The 24292-nt window shown below is 62.6% G+C and carries 20 protein-coding genes; 8 read left to right on the top strand and 12 right to left on the bottom strand.

From position 1 onward, the window contains the following. Positions 1-19: 19 nt before the first annotated feature. Complete coding sequence (locus M3A49_RS16480; RefSeq protein WP_266229625.1) at positions 20-5512, bottom strand: AAA family ATPase; 5493 nt, start codon at positions 5510-5512, stop codon at positions 20-22. A gap of 595 nt (positions 5513-6107) precedes the next feature. On the opposite strand from M3A49_RS16480, the gene M3A49_RS16475 reads away from it, so the two are divergent. After that, positions 6108-6572, top strand: coding sequence for a helix-turn-helix transcriptional regulator (locus M3A49_RS16475; protein WP_266229624.1), 465 nt, complete (start codon positions 6108-6110; stop codon positions 6570-6572). 145 nt (positions 6573-6717) lie between these two features. Here M3A49_RS16475 and M3A49_RS16470 read toward each other — a convergent pair whose 3' ends face one another. After that, positions 6718-7074, bottom strand: a complete 357-nt coding sequence (locus M3A49_RS16470) for an STAS/SEC14 domain-containing protein (protein ID WP_266229623.1) — start codon at positions 7072-7074, stop codon at positions 6718-6720. Between the two features lie 229 nt (positions 7075-7303). Between M3A49_RS16470 and M3A49_RS16465 the strand changes: the two genes are divergently transcribed. Then, positions 7304-7516, top strand: a complete 213-nt coding sequence (locus M3A49_RS16465; protein WP_266229622.1) for a ParD-like family protein — start codon at positions 7304-7306, stop codon at positions 7514-7516. Then, positions 7513-8280, top strand: coding sequence for a type I methionyl aminopeptidase (map, locus tag M3A49_RS16460; protein WP_266229620.1), 768 nt, complete (start codon positions 7513-7515; stop codon positions 8278-8280). Before M3A49_RS16465 ends, map begins: the two co-directional genes overlap by 4 nt. 520 nt (positions 8281-8800) lie before the next feature. Here map and M3A49_RS16455 read toward each other — a convergent pair. Beyond that, on the bottom strand, positions 8801-9778 hold the full coding sequence (locus tag M3A49_RS16455) for a zinc-binding alcohol dehydrogenase family protein (protein WP_254354259.1): 978 nt from the start codon (positions 9776-9778) through the stop codon (positions 8801-8803). A 211-nt stretch (positions 9779-9989) separates the two neighbouring features. Between M3A49_RS16455 and M3A49_RS16450 the strand changes: the two genes are divergently transcribed. Beyond that, entirely contained in the window at positions 9990-10901 is a 912-nt protein-coding gene (locus M3A49_RS16450; protein ID WP_254354260.1) for a LysR family transcriptional regulator, read from the top strand. Between the two features lie 73 nt (positions 10902-10974). On the opposite strand, the gene M3A49_RS16445 is transcribed toward M3A49_RS16450, so the two are convergent. Continuing rightward, entirely contained in the window at positions 10975-11886 is a 912-nt protein-coding gene (locus M3A49_RS16445; protein ID WP_266229619.1) for a LysR family transcriptional regulator, read from the bottom strand. A gap of 486 nt (positions 11887-12372) precedes the next feature. On the opposite strand from M3A49_RS16445, the gene M3A49_RS16440 reads away from it, so the two are divergent. The 3 genes from M3A49_RS16440 to M3A49_RS16430 are packed head-to-tail and all read left to right on the top strand — an operon-like array spanning position 12373 to position 16127. Further along, positions 12373-13593, top strand: a complete 1221-nt coding sequence (locus tag M3A49_RS16440; RefSeq protein WP_266229618.1) for a hypothetical protein — start codon at positions 12373-12375, stop codon at positions 13591-13593. 33 nt (positions 13594-13626) lie between these two features. Further along, entirely contained in the window at positions 13627-14946 is a 1320-nt protein-coding gene (locus tag M3A49_RS16435; protein WP_266229617.1) for a hypothetical protein, read from the top strand. Positions 14947-14999: 53 nt separating this feature from the next. Beyond that, positions 15000-16127, top strand: a complete 1128-nt coding sequence (locus M3A49_RS16430; protein WP_266229615.1) for a hypothetical protein — start codon at positions 15000-15002, stop codon at positions 16125-16127. A 40-nt stretch (positions 16128-16167) separates the two neighbouring features. Here the strand turns inward: M3A49_RS16430 and M3A49_RS16425 are convergent, their stop codons facing one another. Further along, positions 16168-16926: an SDR family oxidoreductase gene (locus M3A49_RS16425; RefSeq protein WP_266229614.1), complete on the bottom strand. Its 759-nt coding sequence runs from the start codon at positions 16924-16926 to the stop codon at positions 16168-16170. Between the two features lie 19 nt (positions 16927-16945). After that, positions 16946-17695: an SDR family oxidoreductase gene (locus M3A49_RS16420; RefSeq protein ID WP_254354269.1), complete on the bottom strand. Its 750-nt coding sequence runs from the start codon at positions 17693-17695 to the stop codon at positions 16946-16948. 101 nt (positions 17696-17796) lie between these two features. Between M3A49_RS16420 and M3A49_RS16415 the strand changes: the two genes are divergently transcribed. Then, positions 17797-18714, top strand: a complete 918-nt coding sequence (locus tag M3A49_RS16415) for an AraC family transcriptional regulator (RefSeq protein WP_254354270.1) — start codon at positions 17797-17799, stop codon at positions 18712-18714. A 93-nt stretch (positions 18715-18807) separates the two neighbouring features. Here M3A49_RS16415 and M3A49_RS16410 read toward each other — a convergent pair whose 3' ends face one another. The 6 genes from M3A49_RS16410 to M3A49_RS16385 are packed head-to-tail and all read right to left on the bottom strand — an operon-like array spanning position 18808 to position 24139. Beyond that, a complete protein-coding gene (locus tag M3A49_RS16410) occupies positions 18808-20886 on the bottom strand; it encodes an NAD(P)/FAD-dependent oxidoreductase (RefSeq protein ID WP_266229612.1) in 2079 nt (692 codons plus the stop codon). A 52-nt stretch (positions 20887-20938) separates the two neighbouring features. Continuing rightward, the gene (locus tag M3A49_RS16405) at positions 20939-21580 is read right to left on the bottom strand and encodes a DUF1109 domain-containing protein (RefSeq protein WP_266229610.1); all 642 of its coding nucleotides are present in this window, start codon (positions 21578-21580) and stop codon (positions 20939-20941) included. Continuing rightward, entirely contained in the window at positions 21577-22080 is a 504-nt protein-coding gene (locus M3A49_RS16400; protein ID WP_254344143.1) for a DoxX family protein, read from the bottom strand. The genes M3A49_RS16405 and M3A49_RS16400 overlap by 4 nt, the downstream gene beginning before the upstream one ends. 5 nt (positions 22081-22085) lie before the next feature. Further along, a complete protein-coding gene (locus M3A49_RS16395) occupies positions 22086-22865 on the bottom strand; it encodes a DNA-binding domain-containing protein (protein ID WP_266229608.1) in 780 nt (259 codons plus the stop codon). Further along, positions 22855-23796 carry a DUF692 domain-containing protein gene (locus M3A49_RS16390; protein ID WP_266229607.1) on the bottom strand — a complete coding sequence of 314 codons (942 nt, stop codon included), beginning with the start codon at positions 23794-23796 and terminating at the stop codon, positions 22855-22857. The genes M3A49_RS16395 and M3A49_RS16390 overlap by 11 nt, the downstream gene beginning before the upstream one ends. Before the next feature lie 31 nt (positions 23797-23827). Further along, entirely contained in the window at positions 23828-24139 is a 312-nt protein-coding gene (locus tag M3A49_RS16385) for a DUF2282 domain-containing protein (protein WP_254354275.1), read from the bottom strand. Between the last annotated feature and the right edge of the window lie 153 nt (positions 24140-24292).

Genomic DNA, 24292 nt, shown 5'->3' with positions numbered 1-24292 from the left:
GTGTCGGTTTTGGGCCGGCTTACCCAGAAACAGCGGGGTTGACTGGCAACGTGAATTGAAAGAGCGCGCCACGGGGGACGTTGGCGCTAGCCCACAATCGGCCGCCATGCGCCTTGACGATCGAGTGGCATATCGAGAGCCCCATACCCATCCCGCTAGCCTTCGTCGTATAAAACGGCTCAAACAGGCGCTCGGTGTTCTCCGGGGCGATACCCGGGCCGCAATCGCGCACTGCTACAAGAACGGCGCCCGGCTCGTTGACGGCGGTGCTGATCGTCAATTCTCGCGGCCCATCGTCAACCGTGCTCATGGCGTCGATGGCATTGATAATAAGGTTCAGCATCACCTGCTGGATTTGCACCCGGTCGCCTTTGATGGGCGGTAAAGCTTCCGCAAGCTGCAGCCGCACAGAAACGCCGTTCCGGTTCGCTTCGCTGGACGCGAGCGCCAGGACCTCGCGAATTGCCTCGTTGATCTGCAGGATCTCGTTGATCGTCGGGGCCTTGTTGACAAGGCCATGAATCCGCTTGATCACTTCGCCTGCACGCCTCGTGTCACGAACGATACGATCGAACGCCTGGCGGGCCTCTCCTACGTTGGGCGGATCGAGCTCGAGGCAACGCAGACCTGTTGACGCATTGACGGCCGTCGCCGCAACCGGCTGCTTCATTTCGTGGCTAATCGACGCCGCGAGCTGTCCAATGGCCGTGACACGGTTCGCATGCGCAAGCTCGAGCTGCAGTTGGCGCGCCTGCGCTTCCGCCCGCTTCAGCTCGCTCAGATCGAGCACAAACGCGATAGCTTCAGTCGCGTTCTCGCCCAGCATGGCCATGCCGATCAGCACCGGCACGCGGCTGCCATCCTTCCTGAAGTATTCTTTCTCGTAGGGCTGTAATATCCCGGTCTCGTCCAGCTTCTCCCACACCAGTCTGCTGCGCTCGACCCACTCGGGCGGTGTGAGATCCCTCCAGCTGAGATTCCCAAGCTGCAGATCGTCACGGTCGTATCCCAGCATACGGAGAAACGCGTCGTTGGCTTCGAGGATCCGCCCCTCGACGCCCCCAATCATGATGCCGACGATGTTGGCGTCGACGAGGCGCCGGATCTTCGCCTCACGTTCTGCGAGATCGCGGTACAGGCTGGCGTTTTCCAGTGCAATCGCCGCCTGCGAGGCGAGCAGCTTCAACATGGCGATGCGCTTCGGAGCAAAAACGCCGGACGCGAGGTTGTTCTCGAGGTAGAGGACGCCGATCAGCCTGGTCTGCTTGAGTAACGGCAAGCAAAGGACGGAACGCGCGCCTTGCTGGCGGATATAGGGATCGCCGGAAAAACGGTTTTCGGCAGAGGCGTCGTCGATGATGACGGGCTCGCACGTGTTTGCGACATAGTGCAAGAGCGAGTCGGGCAACGCGGTCGAACTCGGCGACTGTTGCGGCAATCGCACGACGACCTGGCTGCCTTGAGTCGTGGCTTCGGCCTCGATGCGCAGGTGGGCGCCCTGTGGAAGGATCAACAGACCGCGTTCGGCGCCAGCGTGCTCGACCGCGGTCACCATCAAGGATTTGATCAGATTTTCAAGCACCATTTCGCCTGAAATTGCCTGAGCTGTCTTCACGATTGTCGCCACATCCAGTTGCTCGGCGTTCTCCTCGATAGTCACGCGCGAGACAGACGCCGCTTCGGGCTTGCTCAAGGAGTAGCGCTGCTCCAGTTGTTCGATTTTGCCGTGTGCACCCCATTGCGAGTAGCAGGCCCGCGCCTCGCGCAAATAGGTGTTCGCCGCGCGCTCGAGGCCAGCGGCGAGGCAGCACTGCCCAGCCAGCTCGTTGGCCAGTGCCTGATCCTGAACGAAGCCTCGCGCGCCTGCCAGGCGCGCGGCATCCTCATAAAGCCGCAAGGCCTGCATTGCGTCTGCGTTCAGACGGGCCAGTTCAGCGCACAGCAGCAGATGCTTGTGCGCAAACGTGACCGGGCCGCTTTGTGCCCATCTTTCGAATGCCTGAATGTTTGCGGCGATGTCCGTCTCGATCCCGGCTTGCCGCTCGCTCGACGAGGTGTTGTGAACGGCTGCGAGTGCAAGCGAATAGTAAAGGCAGTAGTTGGAGAACTGGATATGGCAGCGTGCGGACCAGAGAATCGGCTTGACGCGGGCGGCGCACTCGAGCGCCTTCTCGTGTTCGCCCAACAGATAGTGGCGCTGCACCCGCAAAATCCAGTAGAAGCAGTTGACCACGGCAATACCGCTTTCCGTGATTTGCGCCTCAATCGTCGCGTCTTCGACGACTGTCTGGTCGCCGGCGCGCCCGCGAAGTTTCTGAATGAATTGCTGGATGCACGTGAGAATATCGTGCACGTGACGGAAGCTGATTCGCTCGACGAACGCAATGGCCTTGATCGATTCGAGCCACGCCTCGTCGAGGTGAACCCCGCGTGCCAGAAGATCCGTTAGCCGATGTTCGAGGCTGAAGCTGGCATAGATGACCTCGCCTGTCTCCTGCGCATACCGAATGGCAGTATCGACGCACCCTAATGCGACTTCGATCGGTTGCGTCCAGAGAACCGCCATTTGCATAAAGAAATGTGCGGCCACGTGTTGAGCGGTGAAGCGGTGCTTCTCCGCCACTGCGACCGCCAGCCGGGCGAACGCTTCGCCCTCCTGGTAGCGGTGGAAGAACGGCCCCAGAAGGATGGAAATGAACGCATAGGCGATGACAGCCGAATCGGTTGTGCCGTATTGCAGCGTCACAGCGACCATTCGGCACGCAATCGTCTGGGCGAGGTTGATATCGGTGAAATAGGCCGTCTGCCCCAGCATGTGGAAGATGTTCATGACCTCGCGCATCTCCGGGTCTTCCATCATCGCGAGATCAAGAAGGCTTTCGATCGGGCGCGCGCCGAGATGCGCCCAGACCGCTTCGTACTCTGCCGATATTTCGGTATCCGTAGGATGATCGGGCAAGTCGATATCGAACATGCCCAGGCATTCGCGGGCGGTGCTGACCGCGGACGCATTGTCGCCGGTCACCAACTGCAGGACCATCCTGAGCCGGTAGGCTTCGGCGCGGTGGATCTTCGATTGCGCTCGACGCAATATTTCATCGATCCATTCGGTAGCCTCGGCGAGGTGGGAGAGAAGAAACTCGCAGTCAGCCCGCTCGAACCAGACGCTGAAGGTTAGCTCGTAACAGTCGTCCCATCCTTGCTGCGATAGCAGCGACGCAGCGGTCGCCAGATAATTGCAGGCCGAACGGTAAGCGGTGGAGGCTTTCGCCTTTTTTGCGGCTTCGAGATTGAGGGCGGCTGCGCGATGTCGTTCGGGCCGCTCGACCATCAGTTCGCATCCCGGATTCAGCTGGTTCACGAGATCGAAAATTCTGGCCGAAATGTCCGCGTCATCGAGCCGCGACAACAGCAGGCGGCCAATGCGCAAGTGATGCTCGGCGCGCGAATCGGGCGGGATCAGCGCGTACGCGGCTTCTTGCACCCGGTCATGCACGAACTTGAAGCTGCGGTCCATGGAGATGATCGCGCCGGCCCGGACGGCGTCGGCGAAATCGGCATGGACCTTGGCCTCGGAGCCGCCCCAGACGCTCGCGAGAGTGCCGAAGTCGGCCTGGCTGCCGAGGCAGGCGAGCAGCATCAACGCGTCCTGTGTGGTGGACGAAAGCCGCTGTAGCCTGCGGATCATCAGATCCACGACGTTTTCGGTGAAGCCTTTTGCGTCGATGTGTTCGAGACTCCATCGCCACGAGGCCGAACTCGACTCGAACGCGAGGAGCCCTTCCTCGGCGAGATTCGTCAGAAATTGTCCTGCAAAGAATGGATTGCCGCCGGTTTTCCGGTGAACCAGCTTTGCCAGAGGCAAGGCTTGCTCGCGCGTGCATCTGAAAGCGTCGCAAAGCAGCTCGCTGAAATCACGTCGCGAGAGCGGGCCAAGTGCGATCTCGTGCACCGCCGTTCCGGCCTTGCGAATCGAATGGAACGTACTCGTCAAGGGATGCCCGGGCGCGACCTCGTTGTCGCGATATGCGCCGATTAACAGCAGGTGGTGCGTGTGGGCATGCGTGATCAGGTATTCCACCATGGTTAAGGTGGCCGGATCGAGCCACTGGAGGTCGTCGACGAATATGACGAGCGGATGCTCTGCGCGCGCGAACACGCTAACGAACTTTTGAAAGACGGATTGAAACCGCAACTGGGTTTCGAGCGGCGCGAGTGCGGGGACCGGGGGCTGCGGTCCGATCAAGCTGGCGAGTTCGGGGATTAAATCGGTTAGCAATCTCCCGTGCTGGCCGACAGCTTCTTCGATTGCCACGCGCCAACGCGCAACGTCGACATTCTGTCCGTTCAGGATTTGTCGGATCAATTCGGCGAATGCCTGGGCCAAGGTGGAGTAGGGAATATCCCTCAGGCGCAGGTCGACCTTTCCCGAAATGAAGATGCCGCGGGGCAGCACGATAACCTTGTGCAATTCATTGACGACGGACGACTTGCCGATGCCCGGGTAGCCGGACACGAGGACCAGTTCCCGCGTGCCTTGCGTGGCGACGCGCTCGAAGGCATCCAGAAGCGTCGCGATTTCCCTGCGGCGCCCATAGAGCTTTTCGGGAATCAGAAGCTGTCGGGTCGTGTCGTGCGTTCCAAGCGGGAAAGGTGCGATTTGATGGGCGGCCTCCCATTCCGCCAGGCACCTTCTGAGGTCCCACTCGAGGCCGCTCGCGGTTTGATAGCGGTCCTCGGCGGATTTCGACAACAGCTTCATGACGATGGCCGAGAGCGGGGCAGGGATGCCTTTGGCGCGCTCGTCCGGCGCAGCCGGCTGCCGCGCGATGTGGCAATGCACCCATTCCAGCGGGTCCAGCGCAGTGAAAGGAAGGGTTCCGGTCAACAGCTCGTACAACGTGATACCGAGCGCGTAAAGATCGCTGCGCGAATCGATCGACCGGTTCATCCGGCCGGTCTGCTCAGGCGCCATGTACGCGAGGGTTCCGGCGATCAATTCGGGATGTTCCGGGCTCTGGCGTTCGCGCGGAAGTCGCGATGCGATACCGAAGCCGGTGAGCCTGACCTCACCCGTTGCGTCGTTCACCAGGATATGCACCGGCTTGATGTCCTTGTGGATGAGACCGCACTGATGAGCCTTGCCCAAGGCAGCGACAATGTCGATAGCGAGTTGCAGGAAGCGTTCTAGCGGAAGCGGCGAGCCAATCAGCCGGTCGAGGGGAGCGGCGCCCGAATCCTCGAGCACCAGTACGGTTTGACTGCCTTCCTGCACGAGTTCGAGCGGCCGCACGGCCCAATCGCCGGAAAGCTCGTCTTTCAGCTGGTACTCGTGCGCGAGGCGTTCGAGGCTCGCTGGCGTGCGGCTGGCGGCGGAAGGCCGCAACTCCATGACCGAAGTCTGCGCGCCATCCAGGCTCAAGCGCCATGCGCGGGAAAAGACCCGGTCGCCATCCTCCCATAACACCTGGCTGCTATCTGCAATCGAGTTGGACCGGGTCTCAGATGACATGCTCTGAAGGAGTCGCTTATGGATCCAGATTCGGCTTCTGCGTGCTACGCAACGCCATGTCATAGTCCATATTTTTCTAGAAGTTATGGCGCAGGACTGTCGATTCGAATGGTAGCAGATGCGTCAATGCACTTGAGCACGGGAAAACTCGCGGGGCGTAGCGCTGACCTGTTCCGTCAATGCCATGGCAACGCGTGCTTTCGTCGTTAGCGGAGTCGATGGCGCGTGCTGTGCGCTACGCCCTTGCGTGCTATCGGATGCAGTCAGAACTTACATAAATATTCTTAGCCGTTGAGCGTCTATTGACGCAACCGCCGCAATACGATGGCCATCGTTTAGTCCCCGTATCTCCCTCTCGCTGTCACATACCCAATGCCAGATCGTGATGAGCGGCGCTCTGGAATTCGCGCTGTCCTCGAATCCCAGGCTGTGCGCAATCTGCTTGACGGTCATCCCCGAGTAGACCAGGTCGCGCTCCCCGCCCTCGTTGTCCCCGTCGGACGCGCTGGGAAGCATCCCTGCACCAGGGAAGCGCCGTCTGTGTCGCTTCGGCGATTCTGATTAAAAATAGATTAGGCATACGAAGGAAGCCGCCGTGCTCGGCGCACAATGGGTCGCCCAACGAAGCGATCCGGTGCTGGCAAGAGCCGCTCAGGATCTGATCGCCAAGATCACGGCGGCGGTGCCGGACCAGTTGAGGCCATTCATCGCGGAGCCGACAGTCAGCACGCCGCGGCCACAATCGTCGCCGGCCGAAATGCTGAACATCGCGCAGATTCGCGAGTGGATTCGCGTGGGTCGCAAGCTTCGAATCCGTTACCGCGACGAACGCGGACGCGCGAGCGAACGCACAATATGGCCGCTGCTCATTGGGTACGCTGATGCTGTCCGGCTACTTGTTGCGTGGTGCGAACTACGTCAGGAATTTCGTCACTTCAGGGCGGATCGGGTTGTCGACGCCACGTTTCTTGACGAGCCGCATGATGTGCGGAGAAGAACACTGATGGCACGGTGGAAACAGCATTTGAAGCAATCGCGCGGGATCGATCTGCCGGAATAATTGTGTTCTCTGTGCTCGCGACTGCGCTGCCAGTTGTCATGAAGGCAAAGCGCATCCTGACTGCGAAAGCAGTCAAACCGACGTTGGGGAACGAATGACGGCTCCTCGCCGCCTGCCGTCCGAAGCGTGCGGCTGCAGGCGACGTTCAGGCGTTGATCCAGGCTCGCGCCTGCTCCAGTTCGTTAGTGTGGAACGCCTTGATTTCAGCCTTGGTAAAGAATCGGGCCAAATGCATCGAGGCGCGAATCCAGCCCGCGTCGGCCACCACCGCGGCGCGTGTGACCTTGCGGGCGAGGGGGACGCCGAGCGTCATGTCGGTCCACAGCGCCTTCGGCTCGATACCGCTGAAGTGCTCGATGCGTTCGAGCACACGGGTCTTCCCGTTCAGTTCAAGATCGCCACGCATGCGCTCGATGGCTTCGCGCAGATCGTGGTCGGTGATCTTGCCTTCGACGGTGATTTCGACGATCGGCGAATCGGGAGTGGAGTGATACTGGATCATGGCGGGCCCCCTGGGTACGGACACGTTACACGCTCAGGCGCGGATCAGCCTGGCGTTCGATAGCTTTCTCATGGTACCCCTTTCCTCGCGCCCGGTTGGCTTGCGAGATGCGAGCGGCGCGTTCTGCCCGCTCGCCGCTCAACCCCACGCGACATCGCCACGGCGCTTGCACTGTCGTCCTGTTTCCGTATATGATCCATATACGAATCATATATGTATGGAGTGGCACATGGGTATCGTGAATATCGACGACGATCTGCACGATCAGATACGAAAGGCAAGCGCAGTTTCCTGCCGGTCAATCAATGCGCAAGCGGCCTTCTGGATCAAGATCGGTATGTTGAGCGAAATGAATCCGACGATGGGGTTCAATGAGATCGTTGCCCGCGAACTCAGAGCCGCTGGCGTTGTAGCGCAAGCCGTCAACGTGGCTACACCATGACCAAACGGCCGGAAGAAATCGAATTGCTGGCGGAGTCGGGCAAGTTGCTGGCGGACGTATTTGGCTATCTGGATACATTGAGCTTGATCGGCATGTCGACGATGCAAGTGAATGACATGGTCGATAGCCTCATCGTCAATGATTTCATGGCACGCCCGGCAAGCAAAGGCCAGTACGGGTACGCCTACGCGCTCAACGCTTCCCGCAATAACGTGGTTTGCCACGGCGTTCCTTCCACGACAGACGTTTTACGGAGCGGGGACATCGTCAATTTCGACATCACGTTGGAGAAGAATGGATATATCGCTGATTCCAGCAAAACATATTTGCTTGGCGAGGTGTCGCCAGTGGCCAAACGGCTCGTGCAAGTGACCTACGAAGCGATGTGGAAAGGAATCAGGGCCGTTCGTCCCGGTGCCAGACTTGGCGATGTGGGTCATGCTATTGAGCGGCACGCCCGCAGAAATGGCTATTCGGTCGTAAGGGAATACTGTGGGCATGGCATTGGGCGGGAGATGCACGAGGATCCTCAGGTGCTGCATTGGGGAAAGCCGGAAACAGGTTTGATGTTGCGCGAAGGAATGGTGTTCACCATCGAACCGATGTTTAACCAGGGGCGGTCTGCCGTTTGGACCGAAGAGGATGGCTGGACGGTCGTTACACGCGACGGGCAACTGTCCGCTCAGTTCGAGCACACCGTAGCCGTGACCCGAAACGGCGTACGGGTCTTGACGCTGCGCCCCGGGGAAAAGATGCTCGACTGACGGCTCGGGCAGCGGTGCACCGAACCCGGAGCGAGGTTTTCACTTGCTGGCAGGTCTGCCTTTGCGGCTGCGTATCAACGCTGGATGTTCGATGTCAGTTCGCCCTGCCACGAATGCCGCGGCGGTGCGAACCTCGATTGGCCGTTCGTGGGCGCAAGGCAAAGCGGCCTCAAATGTTTGCAGTGCATAAAAAAAAGCCGCATACAGGGACGCGGCCGAGGGGTGCACCTAACGGGGGCTATTCCGTGTTCAGGCGCATCGCCAGATTACGCAAGGCGCGTGACATTCTTCTAGCCGACAAAAATAGCGGCGCGTCGTGTCGGCACTGCACAACAATAAAATTGGGGAAGCTTGCGGCGCACTGCAGTCTGGGCTAGATCGGGCGCGTCGCCTTTGGCGAAGATGCTCGGCGGGCACCGCGGCCGGGCGCGGGTGCCTTCTGGTCATCCGTTGTCAATGCGCATGGCGAATCGCGAGATCGGGGCTCCCATCGGTCAGTGGCATCGCCTGGAAGTCGCCTTCATGGCAGCACGACGATCTTCCCTCCGGCCTTGTTCTCTTCCATGCACCGGTGTGCTTCTACGATATCGTCGAGCCGAAAAACCTTCCCAACGGGGATGCGAAGTGTTCCGGCCTTCACCTGCTCCAGCAATTCGTCGTACGGGGTCGCCATGAATTCATTGACTCCGCCGTCGTAAATGGTCAGTTTCACCGTGCTCGGTATCACTTCCATCGGGCTGAAGGTATCGAACGACCACTGGTTGCCAACAATGCCCGTCATGCACACCACGCCGCCCTGTTTCGCGCAGCGCAACGAATCCTTCAGTGTCGCGGTGCCGATGAGTTCCAGCACTTTATCCACGCCGCCGGGCGACACTTCGCCGATCTCCTGCGCGATTGCGCCCGAGTCTATGACGACACGGTCGGCGCCGTTAGCACGCAGCGCGTCGCCTTTCTGCGGATTGCGAGTCGTCGATATCACAAACGCACCGTGTGCCTTGGCGATTGCCGCAGCGGCAAGTCCAACCGATGTCGTTCCGCCGCGAACCAGCAGCCGGTCCCGCTTCTGCAGCGCGAGGGCCTTGAACAGCGAGCCCCACGCGGTTTGAAGCATTTCCGGCATTGCGCCGAGCGTTTCCCAGGGCAAGCCAGTGATCAGTTTTTGCACCTGCCGGGCAGGTACGCAGGTGTACTCCGCATAACTGCCGTCGAACTCACGCCCCAGGCCTCCCATCGCGGTGGCAACCGTATCGCCCTTGGCGAACTCCATTCCCGGTGCGTCTTCCACGATGCCGACCGCCTCAATTCCCAGCACGCGCGGAAACTTCACGCTCTGGGAAAATCCCTGGCGCGTGAACATTTCGGACCGGTTGATTCCGAATGCCTTCACGCGGATCAGCACCTCGCCGCGCTGCGGCGTCGGGATCGGACGCTGTTCGAGCTTGAGCACTTCAGGGCCGCCCGGCTCATGGATCACTGCGGCTTTCATGGTCGTCATCGACGCCTCCTTTGCGGCTCGCGGGTCTATATGCAAAACCATAGAGCAGGTGCGATTTTCCGGTAGGCGGCAAAGCAGAAAATCGTTTTCCAGTTCCGGGAAGATCGGCGTGCCATGACATGTCACTTGCGCGCTCGCGCTCCGGTTGGCGCCCTTCCTTGCGACGCCGCCGACGATTGGCGCACAATGGTTTTCCAATGATGGAAAAGCGATGGCGAACCTCAACTCGCTGGTGATATTCGCAAAGGTGGTCGAATCGGGCAGCCTTTCCGGGGCGGCACGCCGGCTTGGCATGCCGGTCTCCACGGTCAGCCGGCACATCGCGGAGTTCGAGCAGGCGCTCGGCGTTCGCCTCCTCGAACGATCCACGCGTAATCTCACCCTCACCGACCTCGGCAAGGAGGTGTACGAGCAAGCCGTGCGAGGCGTCGAGCTGGGTGAGGCCATCGACAGCGTCGCTTCCAACCATCTCTCGGACATGTCCGGGCTCTTGCGCCTTTCGGCGCCGCCGAGCGTTTCGGATACCTTGCTGACGCCGCTCGTCATGGAATTCCAGAAGCGCTATCCGAACGTGCGTTTTCAGATTCTCGTTACCGAGCGCTACGTCGAACATATCGCAGACGGCGTCGACCTCGTGTTCCGCGTTGGGACGCTGCGCGATTCGTCGCTGGTCGCGCGGCGCCTCCTCGCCTATCGTCATCGCATCGTGGCAACGCCCGCCTGCCTCGAGCGTTGCGGGGCGATCCGAAAGCCGCAGGATCTGCTCGAGCATCGCCTGCTTGCGTTTTCGCACTGGAAGCCGGATTGCAGCTGGTGCTTCGTGCACAAGAATGGAGGCGAAAAGCAGACGCTCACGTTCCAGCCGTTATTCGCCATGAACGATTTTGCCGGCCTCGCTTCCATGTTGCTGGCGGGTTCCGGCATTGGTGAGCTGCCTCCGGTGGTTCGGCCCGATCTCGTCCGCGAGGGCAAGCTGGTGGAGGTGATGCCGCAGTGGCGCCTCCCGACATACGACCTCTCCCTCGTCTACCTGGGCAACCGACACATTTCGAAACCGTGCAGGCTCTTCAAGGAATTCGCGATCGAAATGGCACCCGTGTTGTTTCCGGATCTTCCGGAGTAGTGCGGAACATTCGAATTCCTTAAAGATTGCGAATGATTGAAACGGGTTCGGTGGTATCGCCTGTTTCCGCCTTTCAGGATGGTAAGGTGCCAAAGAGGCCGGGCACCATCTTCGACGCGAAGTCCCTGAAGATGCGAACCTGCCGGGGCAGATAGCGGTCGCGCAGGTTGGCGATGGTCAGGTCGAACACCGGCAGATGCCAGTCCGGCAAGACCTCGACGAGCTGCCCGCTGCGCACGAGGTCTGGCTGGACGATGGGCGGCAGTTCCCCGATGCCGCAGCCTTCGAGCAACGCCACGATGAGCCCCGTGTAATCGTTCATGGCGATTGCCGGCTGGAAGGAAACCGTTTCGGTGTCCCGGCCGTTGACGTGGACGAAACTCCAGCTATAGTCCGGCTTCCAGAAAGAGAACGCGAAAAGCCGGTGCGCGGGAAGGTCCCGCGGCGATTCCGGAGGAGGGCATCTGGCGAGGTACTTCGGACTTGCAACGACCTGATGCCGGTAGGTCAGGAGCGTGCGCGCTGCGAGCGTCGCGTCGGTGAAGGTTCCGACCTTGAACGCGATATCGACGTCCTCGGCAATCTGGTCGACGATGCGTTCGGTAATGAATGCCTTGACTTCCACGTTCGGGTAAGACTGCTGAAAGGCTTCGACGACAGGTACGATGAGCGAGTCGGAGAGGTTCGGCGGCGCACAGAGCCGCACGGCGCCGGACACCTCGGGCAGGCGGTTCGAGATGACATTGTCGACGGCTTCACTGACCTCCGTAGCCTGTTTTGCGAGCTCGAATACTTCGGTGCCGAAGTCAGTGAGCCGCAGGTGATGCGTGGATCGATCGAGCAAACGGACGCCCAGCTGATTTTCGAGTTCGGCGATACGGCGGCTCACAGAGGAGATAGGCATCTTGAGCCGCCGCGCGCCCTCCGAGAAGCTGCTTGCCTCGACGACCTTCGCGAAAATCAGCAGCGTATTCAGATCTTTCATTACCGTTTCGCTCCGTCCGACCGGCACCTTGCTGGCGAGCTGCGGCCTCCAATCGTCTGACGCAGATTACCGCCGCAACCAGGCGGCAGCAAGGCGGCAGTCCGCCGGTGGCGACGTGAAGGGTTCGGGTGGCGTGAGCATGGGCTTGCTCCTCCTCATCAGGGGCACACGCTCAAGCATGCGAATGCGGCCGCTCGCGGGAGCTTTCCAGAAATGGAAATCCGATTTCCGGAATGTCCGTTAGCGGTCAGCCGAGCGGTTGGCTACCATCGAGAAAAATTGCGGTGAGCGTGTCGTCGTAGACCCGTCAAACCCGATCGCCCCGGCCGCAAAGGGTGGATGCGGGAACATTGTTCCGGGCGAGCGATCAGGCTGCGCCAGGAAGGCCGCGTCGCTCGTCTAAGCGGCGTGCGCACCGTGCATCAGATCATGGAGGAACGACCCATCGTGAACACCGAAACGCGCAACGTCTCCACGCTCGCCGAATTGCAGACGGCGGTCGACGACGACCAGGTTCTGCATATCGTCGTTGCAGCGCAGATCGATGGGGTGGCGGCCCTTCGCCTGCGGCCCGGTCTGGCGCTGACCGGCATCGACGCACAAGCCGCCCTGCGCTTCGCGCCCGGCAGCGACGGGCTGGAGCTTTCGGCAGACAATCGGGTCGAGGGCTTGCGGCTTTCCACGGACCCCGATCGGCGCGCCATTTTCAACGACACCCGTGTCGACGGATTCGGTCGGCTCGTGCTGCACGATCTGAGCATTGCGGGCGTCGTGCGGTTGCTGGCCCGCGAAAGCGTGGCTGGCGGCCATGTCGAAGCACACGATATCGACATTTGGGCTGCGGACGCCCGAGGCTATGAAGAGCGCCCGAAGGGGTATGGCGTCGAAGTCGTTGCTGGTGTTTTCACGCTCTGGAATCAGCGCGAAGACCGCGGCGTGGTCATCACGGCGGACCTCAGCGGGCTTTCGGCGGGACGTGCGGGTGCGCCGGTTCGCGGCAGCGGCATCTTCGTTGGCGGCGCCGGAGAGAAGGGTGGGCGTGTCGTCGCGCATCGCCTGGAGACGGGCGCCGTCCACAGCGATGGCGGCATCGCGCCCGGCACGCCGGATCGCATCACCGGCGGCGTGTTCGTCGTGTCCGGCGCATACGTCGCCAGCGTGCACAATCACGGCCCGGTGACGACCTACGGCCCGAATGACATGGTGCTCGACAACTGGGGAGCGGTCGATCGCTGGATCGTCGACGGGAAAGTCACGTCCTATGGGCCGAGCGGCATCGGTTTCGTAAATTTCGGCTCCCTCGACCGGCTCGAAGTCAACGCGTTGATCGAGACGTTCGGCCAGGGATCGCGCGGCTTCAATGTCTACACAGGCACCGTGCGGTCGGCGCAATTCGAGCGCGTCGTCACGCATGCCGATGGCGCAGTGGGCATCCAGATCAGCCAGCCCGTCGGCGAGATCACCGTCCGCCGGGGCATCGAGACGTGGGGCGGTACGGGCGACTCGCTAGTCAAGGGCGTCGTTGTCCGGCTTGCGGCGACGGCGCTTAGCATCAAGCCCGGAGGATCGGCGCGCAAGATCGCGATCGCCGGTGGCCTGATCACGCATGGCGAAGGCGTCAATCCGCTGGAACTGCATGGCGCGATCGATGCGCTCGAGGTCAGCGGTGGATTGACGGCTGCCGGCGGCGGATTCGCCGGCATCTAGCACCGAACGCTGATGCTACAACCAGGGAACGCAATGGACCACACGACGACATCCGGTATGGCAGACGATGCCCGCTCGCGGCGCGAATTTCTGCGGGCTGGCTCGGCCTCGGCGCTCATGCTTGCCTTGGCGGGCCCGGCGCTGGCCGCGGGTGAAACGAACCAGGCTAAAGCGGTGAGATCCGGCTCGCCGCGGCCGGGCGGCCCACTCCAGTCTGCGGGAGCCCTCGAGTTCGGGCCCGGCAATGTCCTCTTCGTCGGCGATATCACCGGTGCGGCCGTTCATGCGTTTGCACTGAAGGAATCGGACGTGACCTCTCAGGCCGACGTGGAGATGGGGAATTTTCATAACTTCGAAGGCCGCGATCTGGTCCTGGGCGTGGACCAGAAGCTCGCTGCGCTCTTCGGCACGACGGTCGGCAATATTGTCATCAACGATATGGCGATCCATCAGCCGTCGCGGCAGATCTTCATGTCGGTCGAACGCGGCAGTGGGCCAGGCGCGATGGCTGCGATCGTGAAGGTCAATCACGGCAAACTCGAGTTGCTCGAACTCGACGGGATTGCGCACACGAAAATGGCCCTTCCAAACGAGCCGGACCAGAAAGCGATGCTGGAGTTCGAGCCCCAGCAGGTCTATGCGATCACGGACGTCAAGTACTACAACGGCGAGGTTTTCGTCACGGGAATCTCGAATCAGCGCTTTGCATCGACGCTGTATCGCATCCCATATCCGTTCAGTTCCCGGCTGTCGACGAGCACCGTCGAAATCTGGCACCCGACGCACGGAGAGTTCGAAACACGCGCCCCGATCGTGCGGCAACTGATCCGGGAGATGGACGGAAAACCGTACCTGTTTGCGGTGTACGGTTGCACGCCGCTCGTGCGCTTCCGCCTGGAAGATCTGAAGGATGGCGCGCACGTGCGCGGGGACACGATCGGCGAGCTGGGCTATGGGTCGAATCCGCTGGATATGCTGACTTATACCGATCCGACCGACCACAAGGACTACTTGCTGGTAACCATCGACGTACGCAGCGCATCGCGTATCGAAGCTGCGGAGTTGACGACCGCGAAACCTGAGCCGACCGGTGGCCCGATCGATTTTGGGCCGGGCGGCCTCGGGCGCACGCAGCGCGATTTGCCGATCCGGGCGGAACATATCGCGATTCTCGATCCACGGTGGGCAGTCGTCATCTGGCGGCATCCGAAGACGTCCTGGCGACTGGACATCGGCACTCTGATGGTTCCGTACTTCTTCGACCGCAGATTGGGAATGGCGGAAATGAACTGGCCGAATGGTCCCGATCCGTTCCACTACCGCGAACATCGCAACGAGATCGACCACGCATAGCCGGTTGCAGGATCAACCGGACGCGGGCTATTGCGCAACGAGACTGCCTGAGAATGCCGATGACACTCCAGCCATCACTGCGGGTCGAGCACGAGACACAGCGGAGCGGGGCGGCTAGCGTCGGCGTGCACAACCTCGATCCAGATCTCGTTGCGTTTCTCGTCGAACACCAGGGGACGGCCCGCCTCCTGCAATCCGTGCTGCGTGTGAACGTTATCGATGCAGCGATGCGGGGCGGCGACGAACTTCCCGATGTGGCTGGCCGCTATCAGCTTCTGGAGGCCGGGGTGCGATTCATTCCGCGTTTTCCGTTCGAACCGGGCGTTCGCTATCGAGCAAGCTTCGATCCGCGGCCGCTCGGCCGGGTCGGGCATGCGGACGTGCTGACGCTCGAATTCTCGCTACCGGGCCCGATCGGCGCCGCCCCGGCTTTCGTGACGGGTGTCTTTCCTTCCGCCGATGTGCTGCCGGAAAACCTGCTTCGATTCTACGTTTGCTTTTCCAGCCCGATGCGGCGTGGCGGTGCCGAGACGCAGATCAGTCTCATCGGCCCCGATGGACGGCCTGCGCACGACGTGCTCTATCGGCCTGCGCTGGAGCTTTGGGACAGGAGCATGCGATGCCTGACGGTTCTGCTGGATCCCGGCAGGCTGAAACGCTGGGTAGGTCCCAATCGGGAACTGGGTCCGCCGCTGAGGATGGGGCAACGCTACGCGCTGGCCATCGGCTCCGCGATGGTCGACTCGTCCGGTCGTCCGCTATGGCGAAATTGCTACAAGTCTTTCGTTGTCGCCCAGGCGGTTCGCGAGCCCGTTGCGGTCGCACATTGGACGGTTTTGCCTCCTGCGGCGAAGAGCTATCAACCTCTGAAAATCGTGTTTCCCAGGCCACTGGATTGGGCGTTGCTCGGGCGTGCGATTACGGTCGTGGGAGACGACGAACTGCCGGTATCAGGGCGCGTCGCGATCGAACGGGGCGAAAGACGCTGGACCTTTACGCCGGCTTCGCCCTGGACGGCGATGCGGCCCGCCATTCGTGTCGCGCCGGAGCTGGAAGACGTCTGTGGCAACAACCTGTTCGAAGCGTTTGACGGGCCGCTGCGAGCGCACCGCGAATCGAGCGTCGAATGCACCAACCGCACGATTCGCTTCGAACTCACACAAGCGGCGAATTCGGCGTAAGGAGCGTGAAGTCAACCTTTCGCCTTCAGCGGCCCCTCGCTCACCACGGAATCGTCTGATTTTCCCAGCGGGTGAATGTCCCCGACGGGCCGTTCGGTCCCAGCAAAACGACGCGCACCGCTTCGCGTGCCCCTTCCTCGACGGTCTCCGTGCCCGTATAGCCGTTGAGGTTCGTGCGGGTGTAGCCCGGCGAGACGGCGTTGACCCTGATTCCCAACGGCTCCAGCTCGATCGCCATGGCAACGGTCAATGCGTTGAGCGCCGTCTTGGACGCGGGGTATACGGGACCGAAGATCGAGCGCCACGGGAACGCAGGGTCCGAGTTCGTCGTGAGCGACCCAACGCCACTCGACACGTTGAGGATGCAGGCGGCCGTCGATTTGCGCAGGAGCGGCAGCATCGCCTGATAAACGGCCAGCACGCCGAACACGTTGGTGTCCCACACCGCGCGCATTTCGTCGAGGGAGACATTGCTCGGGCGGGTGGTCTTGGCGAAGTCCTCGACCGACTGGCCCGGTTGCCGGTTCGTGCTCGAAATCGCGGCGTTGTTGACGAGCACGTCGAGGCGGCCATGCTCGTCGCGAATGCGCTGCGCGGCCGCTGCGATCGAAGCGTGATCCGTCACGTCGAGCTGGAGCGCACGCGCGTTCGGCCCAACCTCCCTGGCCGCGGCCTCACCGCGTTCGAGATTGCGCGACCCGACGAGCACCGTGAGGCCGTGTGACGCGAGATCCTTCGCGATCTGAAGACCGATTCCCTGATTGGCCCCGGTGACGAGGGCGATGACAGTGTCCTGCATGCAAATCTCCTGGTGTTGATTAGCTCACCTCAGCTGCCCATGCTTCGGCATCGGCGCCGGCGGGAATGCGCATCGGAGTCGAGGGGTCGGTTGCCGCGCGCCACACTGCCTCGGCGACGTCCTGTGCGTGGGTGAGGGGGGACGCCGTGTCCTCCAGACGCGCGAGGACTTCTTTGACGAGACCGGCGTAGGCTTCGTTGTCGAAGCCGTGGATGTGGGCGCGCGCGTTCTCTCCAAAGCGTGTCTCCAGCGAACGGCCCGGCAGCACGAGGCGCACCCGCACGCCGAACGGCTCGAGTTCCAGCGCCATCGATTCGGTGAACGCGTTCACCGCAGCCTTGCTCGCGCGGTACGCGCCGATCAGCGGCAGCGCCTTCAACGTCACACTCGACGTAACGTTCACGATGACGCCCGCCTTGCGCTCGCGGAACTGGGGCAGCACGGCTTGCATCACCGCGATCGTGCCGAACGTGTTGGTCTCGAAGACCTCGCGCACGGCCTCGATCGGAACCAGTTCAGCCGGGGAAGCCGCGCCGAAGCCCGCATTGTTGACGAGGACGTCGATCGGGCCCGCGGCCATGACGGCCTCGCGTATGCTCTCCGGCTTCGTGACGTCGAGCGCCAGCACGCGCAGGTGTTCCGAAGGCGGCAGCACGTCGTCACGCGGCGTACGCATCGTGGCGACGACCCGCCAGTCACGGGCCAGGAAGTAGCGGGCGACCTCGAGCCCGAATCCGGACGAGCAGCCGGTGATCAGCACGGTTTGCATGGAATCTCCTTTGGCATGGTTTGCGTGTGTCCATACGATAGATCGCGCAGACCGTACTTGCTACAATCAAAGGTCCGAATTTCGTTTGCAGGAGTCCGGCCATGATCGATCCGTTGGCTGAAGTCGTGACGCTGCTGCAGCCGAGTGCGCGCTACTCCAAACTCGTCCTCGGCGCCGGCCCGTGGCGCATCAGTCGTTCGGGTGCGGGCGAGCCTTTCTATTGCGTCATCCTCGATGGCGGGTGCTGCATCACGATCGACGATCACGCGCCGCTCGAACTCGTGGCCGGTGACTTCGTCCTGATTCCTGCGTCCTATGGCATCGGGATGAGCAGCCTCGAGCCTCCGCCGCAGGACGTCGAGCCAGTGACGCCCGTCGCGCTGGGCAACAATGAATTCAGAATCGGCGCTGCGGACCAAGCGGTCGACTCGCGCATGGTGGCGGGCCACTGCAGCTTCGGGTCGCCGGATTCGTCCCTGCTGGTTTCGCTGCTGCCGCAACTCGTGCATGTGCGCGGCCAGGAACGGCTGGCCACGCTCGTAAAACTCGTGCGCGAGGAATCGAGAGAGCAGCGGCCTGCGCGCGAAGTCGTGCTCTCCCGCCTGCTGGAAGTGCTGCTCATCGAAGCACTACGATCCACGGCGGGAACGTATGCGCCACCGGGTCTCGTGCGCGGGCTCTCCGACAGCCGCCTCGCGGCTGCGATCCGGGAGATGCACGAGCACCCGACGAAGCCGTGGACGGTTGCCGCGCTCGCGAAGGAGGCCGCGCTCTCACGCTCGACCTTTTTCGAGCGCTTCAGCCGTGCAGTCGGCGTCGCGCCGATGGAATACCTGCTGACCTGGCGCATGGCGCTCGCGAAGGATCTGTTGCGCCGCAATCACGGCCGTATCGCCGAGATTGCACAACTTGTCGGCTACAGCTCGGCCAGCACGTTCAGCGTTGCCTTCACGCGGCACGTCGGCCGGCCACCGACGCAGTACGCGCGTGAGGAGCAGATGACCCCGGATGGCGCGTAAGCAGGCGCAAGCGGGTTGCCGGGAGGCTGGGTCGCGCGCTTCAGCTGGCGGCGCTCCGAGCGCGGCAAGCGACCGGTTTGTGCACTGCGAACATCAATCCGGCTGCCTGTCGGAAGCCGGGCCGGTAATGAGTCGCGCGCTGCGTCGATAGGTGACATAGGCCCAGAACCAATCCAGCATGACCTTCACCCTGTTCGGCCCGCCGGTGAGGAACGCGATGTGTGCGGCGCCCCAGAACCACCACGCTGGCGCACCCCACATGCGGATGGGGCCGATTTCCGCCACCGCGGCCTGACGCCCGATCGTTGCCAGGCTGCCGAAATGTCTGTATCGAAACGGCGGCGGACGACGGCGACCCGCAAGCTGTGCGTTGATCACCCGCGCGGCATATCTTCCCTGCTGTTTGGCGGCTGGCGCCAACCCCGGCACCGCTACTCCGTTCCAGCCCAGACTCGAAGCGGCATCGCCAATTGCAAAGATGCCTTCAGCTGCCGGAACAGAGAGGTCGTCGTTCACCTTGATTCGTCCAGACGCGTCCTCTGGCTGCTTTAGCCATCGGGCGACCGGAGACGCCGCCACCCCGGCAGCCCACAGGATGGTGCGGGATGCAATTCGATCCTTGCCGAGGTCGGCGCCCTCCTGATCGACGCCCAGCACCCTGGTATCGAGGTAGATCGTGACACCCAGCTTGCGAAGGGAACGTTCCGCGGCGGCAGACAGGGACGGCGGGAATGTCGGCAGAACGCGGGGTCCGGCATGAACCAGAATGACGCGCGATGTCGACGGATCGATTGCGCGATATTCCTGATCCATCCCATGGTGCGCGAGTTCGGCGATGGCGCCGGCCAGCTCGATACCCGTTGGTCCTCCGCCGACGATGATGAACGTCAGCCATGCGGCGCGGGCTGCTGCGTCGGCGGCCGTTTCCGCCTCTTCAAAGGCCCGCAGCAGACGGCTCCTGATCGAGGTCGCGTCCTCTATGCTCTTTAGCCCGGGCGCGTACGGCGCCCAGTGATCGTTGCCGAAGTAGCTGTGACGTGCGCCGGTCGCGAGAACGAGATAGTCGAATTTCAGGCTGGCTGTGCCGATCAGCACTTCGCGGGTGGCGGTGTCGATGCCTGTGACGGTTCCCAGACGGACCTGGACGTTTCGCTGTCCACGAAAGAGGCTTCGGATCGGCGTTGCGATTTCTCCGGGCGACAACGCGGCTGTCGCGATCTGGTAGAGCAGCGGCTGAAACAGATGATGATTCCGCTGGTCGATGAGGGTGATCCGGCAGTGCGAATTGCGTAGGCCGCGAACGGTCTCGATCCCGCCAAAGCCACCGCCTACCACCACGACATGTGGATACGCATTCAACGTGCCTTTTTCTCTGTCCGGGCTGTCGAGCACCCAGCGGGCGAGCCAATGATCCACCGAGATGACGCCGGGCCCCGTGGCGACAAACATAAGTAGCAAGAGAAGAATGGCCAGCCGGTCGTCCATGGCCATGGCGATGCCAGCGAGTGGAACCATGGCGGCATAGATGAACATCGCCGGCCGCGTCATGCAGCCGAAGGCGATGCAGAATGCGAGCAGCGCAGCGATCCATGAGGGGTAGGCGAACAGTGTCGTCAGACTTTGATGGGCAGCCTGCCCGAAAAGGGAAGGCGTCAATGGGGAAGCGAGACTGAGCGACGCCGCTATGCCCGCGCGCGAGAAGAGCAGGAGCACAGGGGACACAAATCGTTCTAGCAGCTCGTAGCATTTCCTGACCTGTCGGGCCGGGCCAAGTGGAGCCCACGCAAGGCCTCGCGCCAACATCGCGTCGAGGGAGAACGTTCCCGGACCCAGCACGACCAGCCACGCGAGCAAAACAAGCGTTGCGCCGCCCGGACCGAGGGCGATCGATCCGTAGCCGCCAACCAGCAAAACAAGCGCTATGGGTCGGGTCAAGAGGCCAGCGGTGAGCAGGAGCGGCACGATACCGTGCAGCGCTGCCTCCACGCTGGACGGAGCATGCAATCCGGCGCCGGTTAAGCCGCCCTGATCGCCTTGCGCCATGGCCATGATCTGATGCACGAGCACGACCTGCCCGAACCAGACGCGTGTGGCAAGAAGCAGCCACGGCATGCAAAGCGCGCGTACTTTGGGCGCGACGCGGACCAGGGGTTTGAAGGCGTTCCAGAACATACGGCACCCTTTCGAGCGAACCATCACGGCGCATGCGGCGTCGACGCGAATCTCACCAGCGCAGACAATGCGGCGCGGCAGCCGAGCCGACCGCGGTCGTGATGACGATTGCGAGCACGTACCAGACACCCCAGAACGGGACCGCCATTTCCGAGCAATAGAGCGAGTAGACGAGCAATCCCTGCGCGCCGGCCAGAAGACCCGCGCCCGCGCCGGCCAGGGCGAGCCGTGTCGGCGCGAGCTGCTTCATCGCGCGCAATATTGCAGCGAGCGAGGGGAGCGATAGCAGTACGACGTTCGCCGTCGTCGTGCGCCATGTGGTGCCGAGCATCAACTCGAGCCGGTAGCCCGGCGGCGTCGCCAGCAGGATGCTGCCCGCGGCGAGCAACATGGAGGCCACCGGCAGCGCCGCCGCGAGCCCGGCGAGCCTGAGGCGTGCACCGGGGCGGCCCAGCCGCCCGGCGAGCTCCATGGCCGCAGCGATGATCGCTAGCGGGAACGCGAGGCGAATCCAGAACATCGTCGTGAGGATCAGCTCGGGCATGTCGCTGCGCACGCCGTACAGCGCAACCAGCAGGGCCGCGCTGCCGGCGAGGCCGCACAGGAGCGCGCGCGTGAGCAGCCTCGGGACGGCGTTGCGCTCGACGGGCGACGCGTCGCTCGCGAGCCGGGTGACCAGCTCTCGCGTTTTCATGACCGGTACGCGCGGTCTCCGAGCAGGTAGTCGATCGATATCACGCCGGGGCCCCAGGCGGCGATGCCGAGCGCCATGGCGGCCCACGTGATGTGGATCGGCCAGCCGTCCGGCACCGTCAGCTCGATGATGCAGGTCATCAGCAGCAATCCGGCGGCCGCGAAGCGCGTGCCGAAACCGAGCACGAGCAGCACCGGGAAGCCGACCTCGCCGCACGCGGAGAGGAACGCGAAGAGGGCCGGCGCCGGAAACGGATACGGGCCGCCGGGCAGATGGAGCTTGAATTCGTCGGTGAAGAGATCGATGGCCGTGTCGTTGAGTTGCAGGAAACCGTGCCACTTGAGAATGCCCGATTTCCAGAAAGGCACGGCCAGCGCAAGGCGCAGCACGAGCTGCACGAACGAAGGTTGTGCGAGCCGCTCGATGAAGCGCCGGGCGCAGCCGATCGCGTGCGCGACGTTGCCCGCGAAAGACGGTCTGGAGTCCTGTCGAGTTTGCATGATGGTTACGCTCCTGGTTGAACGGCGGCAAATACGCCAGCCGAAATCATCGCGGCCAGGCTGGCCGGCAGGTCGAAGGTGTCGCTCTCCTCGAAGGCTGCCTGCGCGGCGGCGCCGAGCGGCATGCCCTCGATGAGCGCGAGCAGAAACGCAGCGCCGCCCGCGGGCAAGCGCGAAACAATCACGTCGTAATCGGGCCGCGTGACGAGCGCGTCCTCTGCATCGTTCGAATGCAGCGGGGTGACGGGGCCGGGCGCCCGGTTCATCGCGAAGATCGCGACGGCCGGGTAGCGCGAGCGCACGATGCGAGCGGCCGGATGCGGGACAAAGCGCACCTGCGCGAGCGAATCCGCATCGATGCCCGCGAATGCGTCGGCCGCAAGCGGTGCGGCGTCCCCGGCATGCCAGGCGTCGAGCCACGCGCGCTCGATGCGTGCCGTATCCGCAAGCCACGGCATGTCACGCGCGTACTCCCACGTTTCGATGAACGACGGAAAATCGCGTCCGTACTCGAACAGTAGCGGCGAAGCCGGGGGCGTGGCGCGCACGTGAAAGCGTGCCATCGCGCGGAAGAACTCGACGCCCGTGATGCGCTGCACGGCGGGATAGATCGCGGCCAGCGCGTCGATGAGGCTAACGGTGACGTTGTTGCGATAGACGTTGTAGCGCTTGACGACGCCCTTGCCGTGCGCAGCCACGACACCGTTCGGCGCTGCGAGTTCGGGGTTCGTCAGTCCCGGCGCGAAGGCCGTCGCGTAGTCGCTCGTGAATTGTTCAGGCTTCATGGGCGGCCCGCTCCGGGTAATATATATCGGACTCCGATGCATTGTTGCTGGAAAGTTCGGAGACAATGTGCCGGGCCGCCAATGCTTGTGCGCGCAGTTCGGGCCACGCAGGCAACTGGCTGTCCCATTCGATCAGCGTCGGTATCGGCCCGGTACGCGCGATCACTTCGCGGTAGAGCGCCCATACCGGATCGGCGACGGCGCGGTCGTGGCTGTCGATGAGCAGTCGCGCGTGCTCGTCGTCGTGCTGCTCGCTGTGGCCGGCCAGGTGAATCTCGCCGACGTGTTCGAGAGGATAATCCGCGAGATAAGCGCGTGCCGGATAACCGTGATTGGTCGCCGAAACGAACACATTGTTGACGTCGAGCAGCAGCCCGCAGCCAGTGCGCTGCGCGACCGCGCGGATGAATTCCGTTTCGCTCATCGTCGACGCCGCGAAGGCCACGTACGTCGACGGATTCTCGAGCAGCATCGGACGTCCAATGGCTTCCTGCATCTGATCGATGTGTTCGCAGACCTTATCGAGCGTCGCCTTCGTGTAAGGCAGTGGCAGCAGATCGTTAAAGAACGTGCCGCCGTGCGAGGACCACGCGAGGTGTTCGGAAACGAGTGCGGGTTCATAGCGCGCGACCAGCTCGCTAAAGCGCGCGAGGTGGCGGGCGTCGAGCCTGTCCGGTCCGCCGATCGACATGCACACACCGTGCAGCGAGACTGGATAGCGCTCGCGGATCGCGCTCAACGCGCGGTGCGGCGGCCCGCCTGCGCCCATATAGTTCTCGGCGTGCACCTCGAAAAATCCGTCCTGCAGTCCGTGTTCGAGGATCGCCGCGATATGCTCATGCTTGAAGCTCGTGCCCGCGAGCGCGGCCCCGCCGTGCGCCGTGCGAAGGGGACGGCCAGACCTTGCCGCTGATCGGATGGAAGCGTTCATGATCGTCCCCGCTCTTTCGTCGTTCTCGCGATCAGGACTTGATCGGCGTGAGCGAGCCGTGTCCACCGCCCGGCACGACGATGCTCGCGCAGGTGCCACCCTGAACGAACTTCCACGAGTTGCCCTGGAAGTCCATCGTCGACGTACCCTGACAGGTCGTGCCGGGACCGGCGGCGCAGTCGTTTTGCCCCTTCAGCGCGACCCCGAAGCACTTTTCCTTGTGAGCGGCGACGGCGGCACTCATTTCTTCCTTCGTGAGCGGCGCGGCATGAGCGACTGAAGCCAGCAGGCTGGCAACGGCACCTGCGAGCAGAGCGGAACTAACAGTGGTCTTGGCGGACATGGACGTTCTCCAGTGATTGAGATGAGAGGTATCCATTGCGGATACACCAGCTAATTCGCGCGAGGCTGGACGCCGGTTACACCGATCGATTTTTTTTGCGTGACACTTCGAAGGGAGAGGGGGCAGGACGCTCGCAAGCGCTGCAAAGCGCTT

Source organism: Paraburkholderia sp. CNPSo 3076 (assembly GCF_026343935.1).
Lineage (GTDB): Bacteria > Pseudomonadota > Gammaproteobacteria > Burkholderiales > Burkholderiaceae > Paraburkholderia > Paraburkholderia nodosa.
The sequence above is the reverse complement of the archived record's forward strand: the minus strand, read 5'-3'. Positions and strand labels throughout refer to the sequence as shown.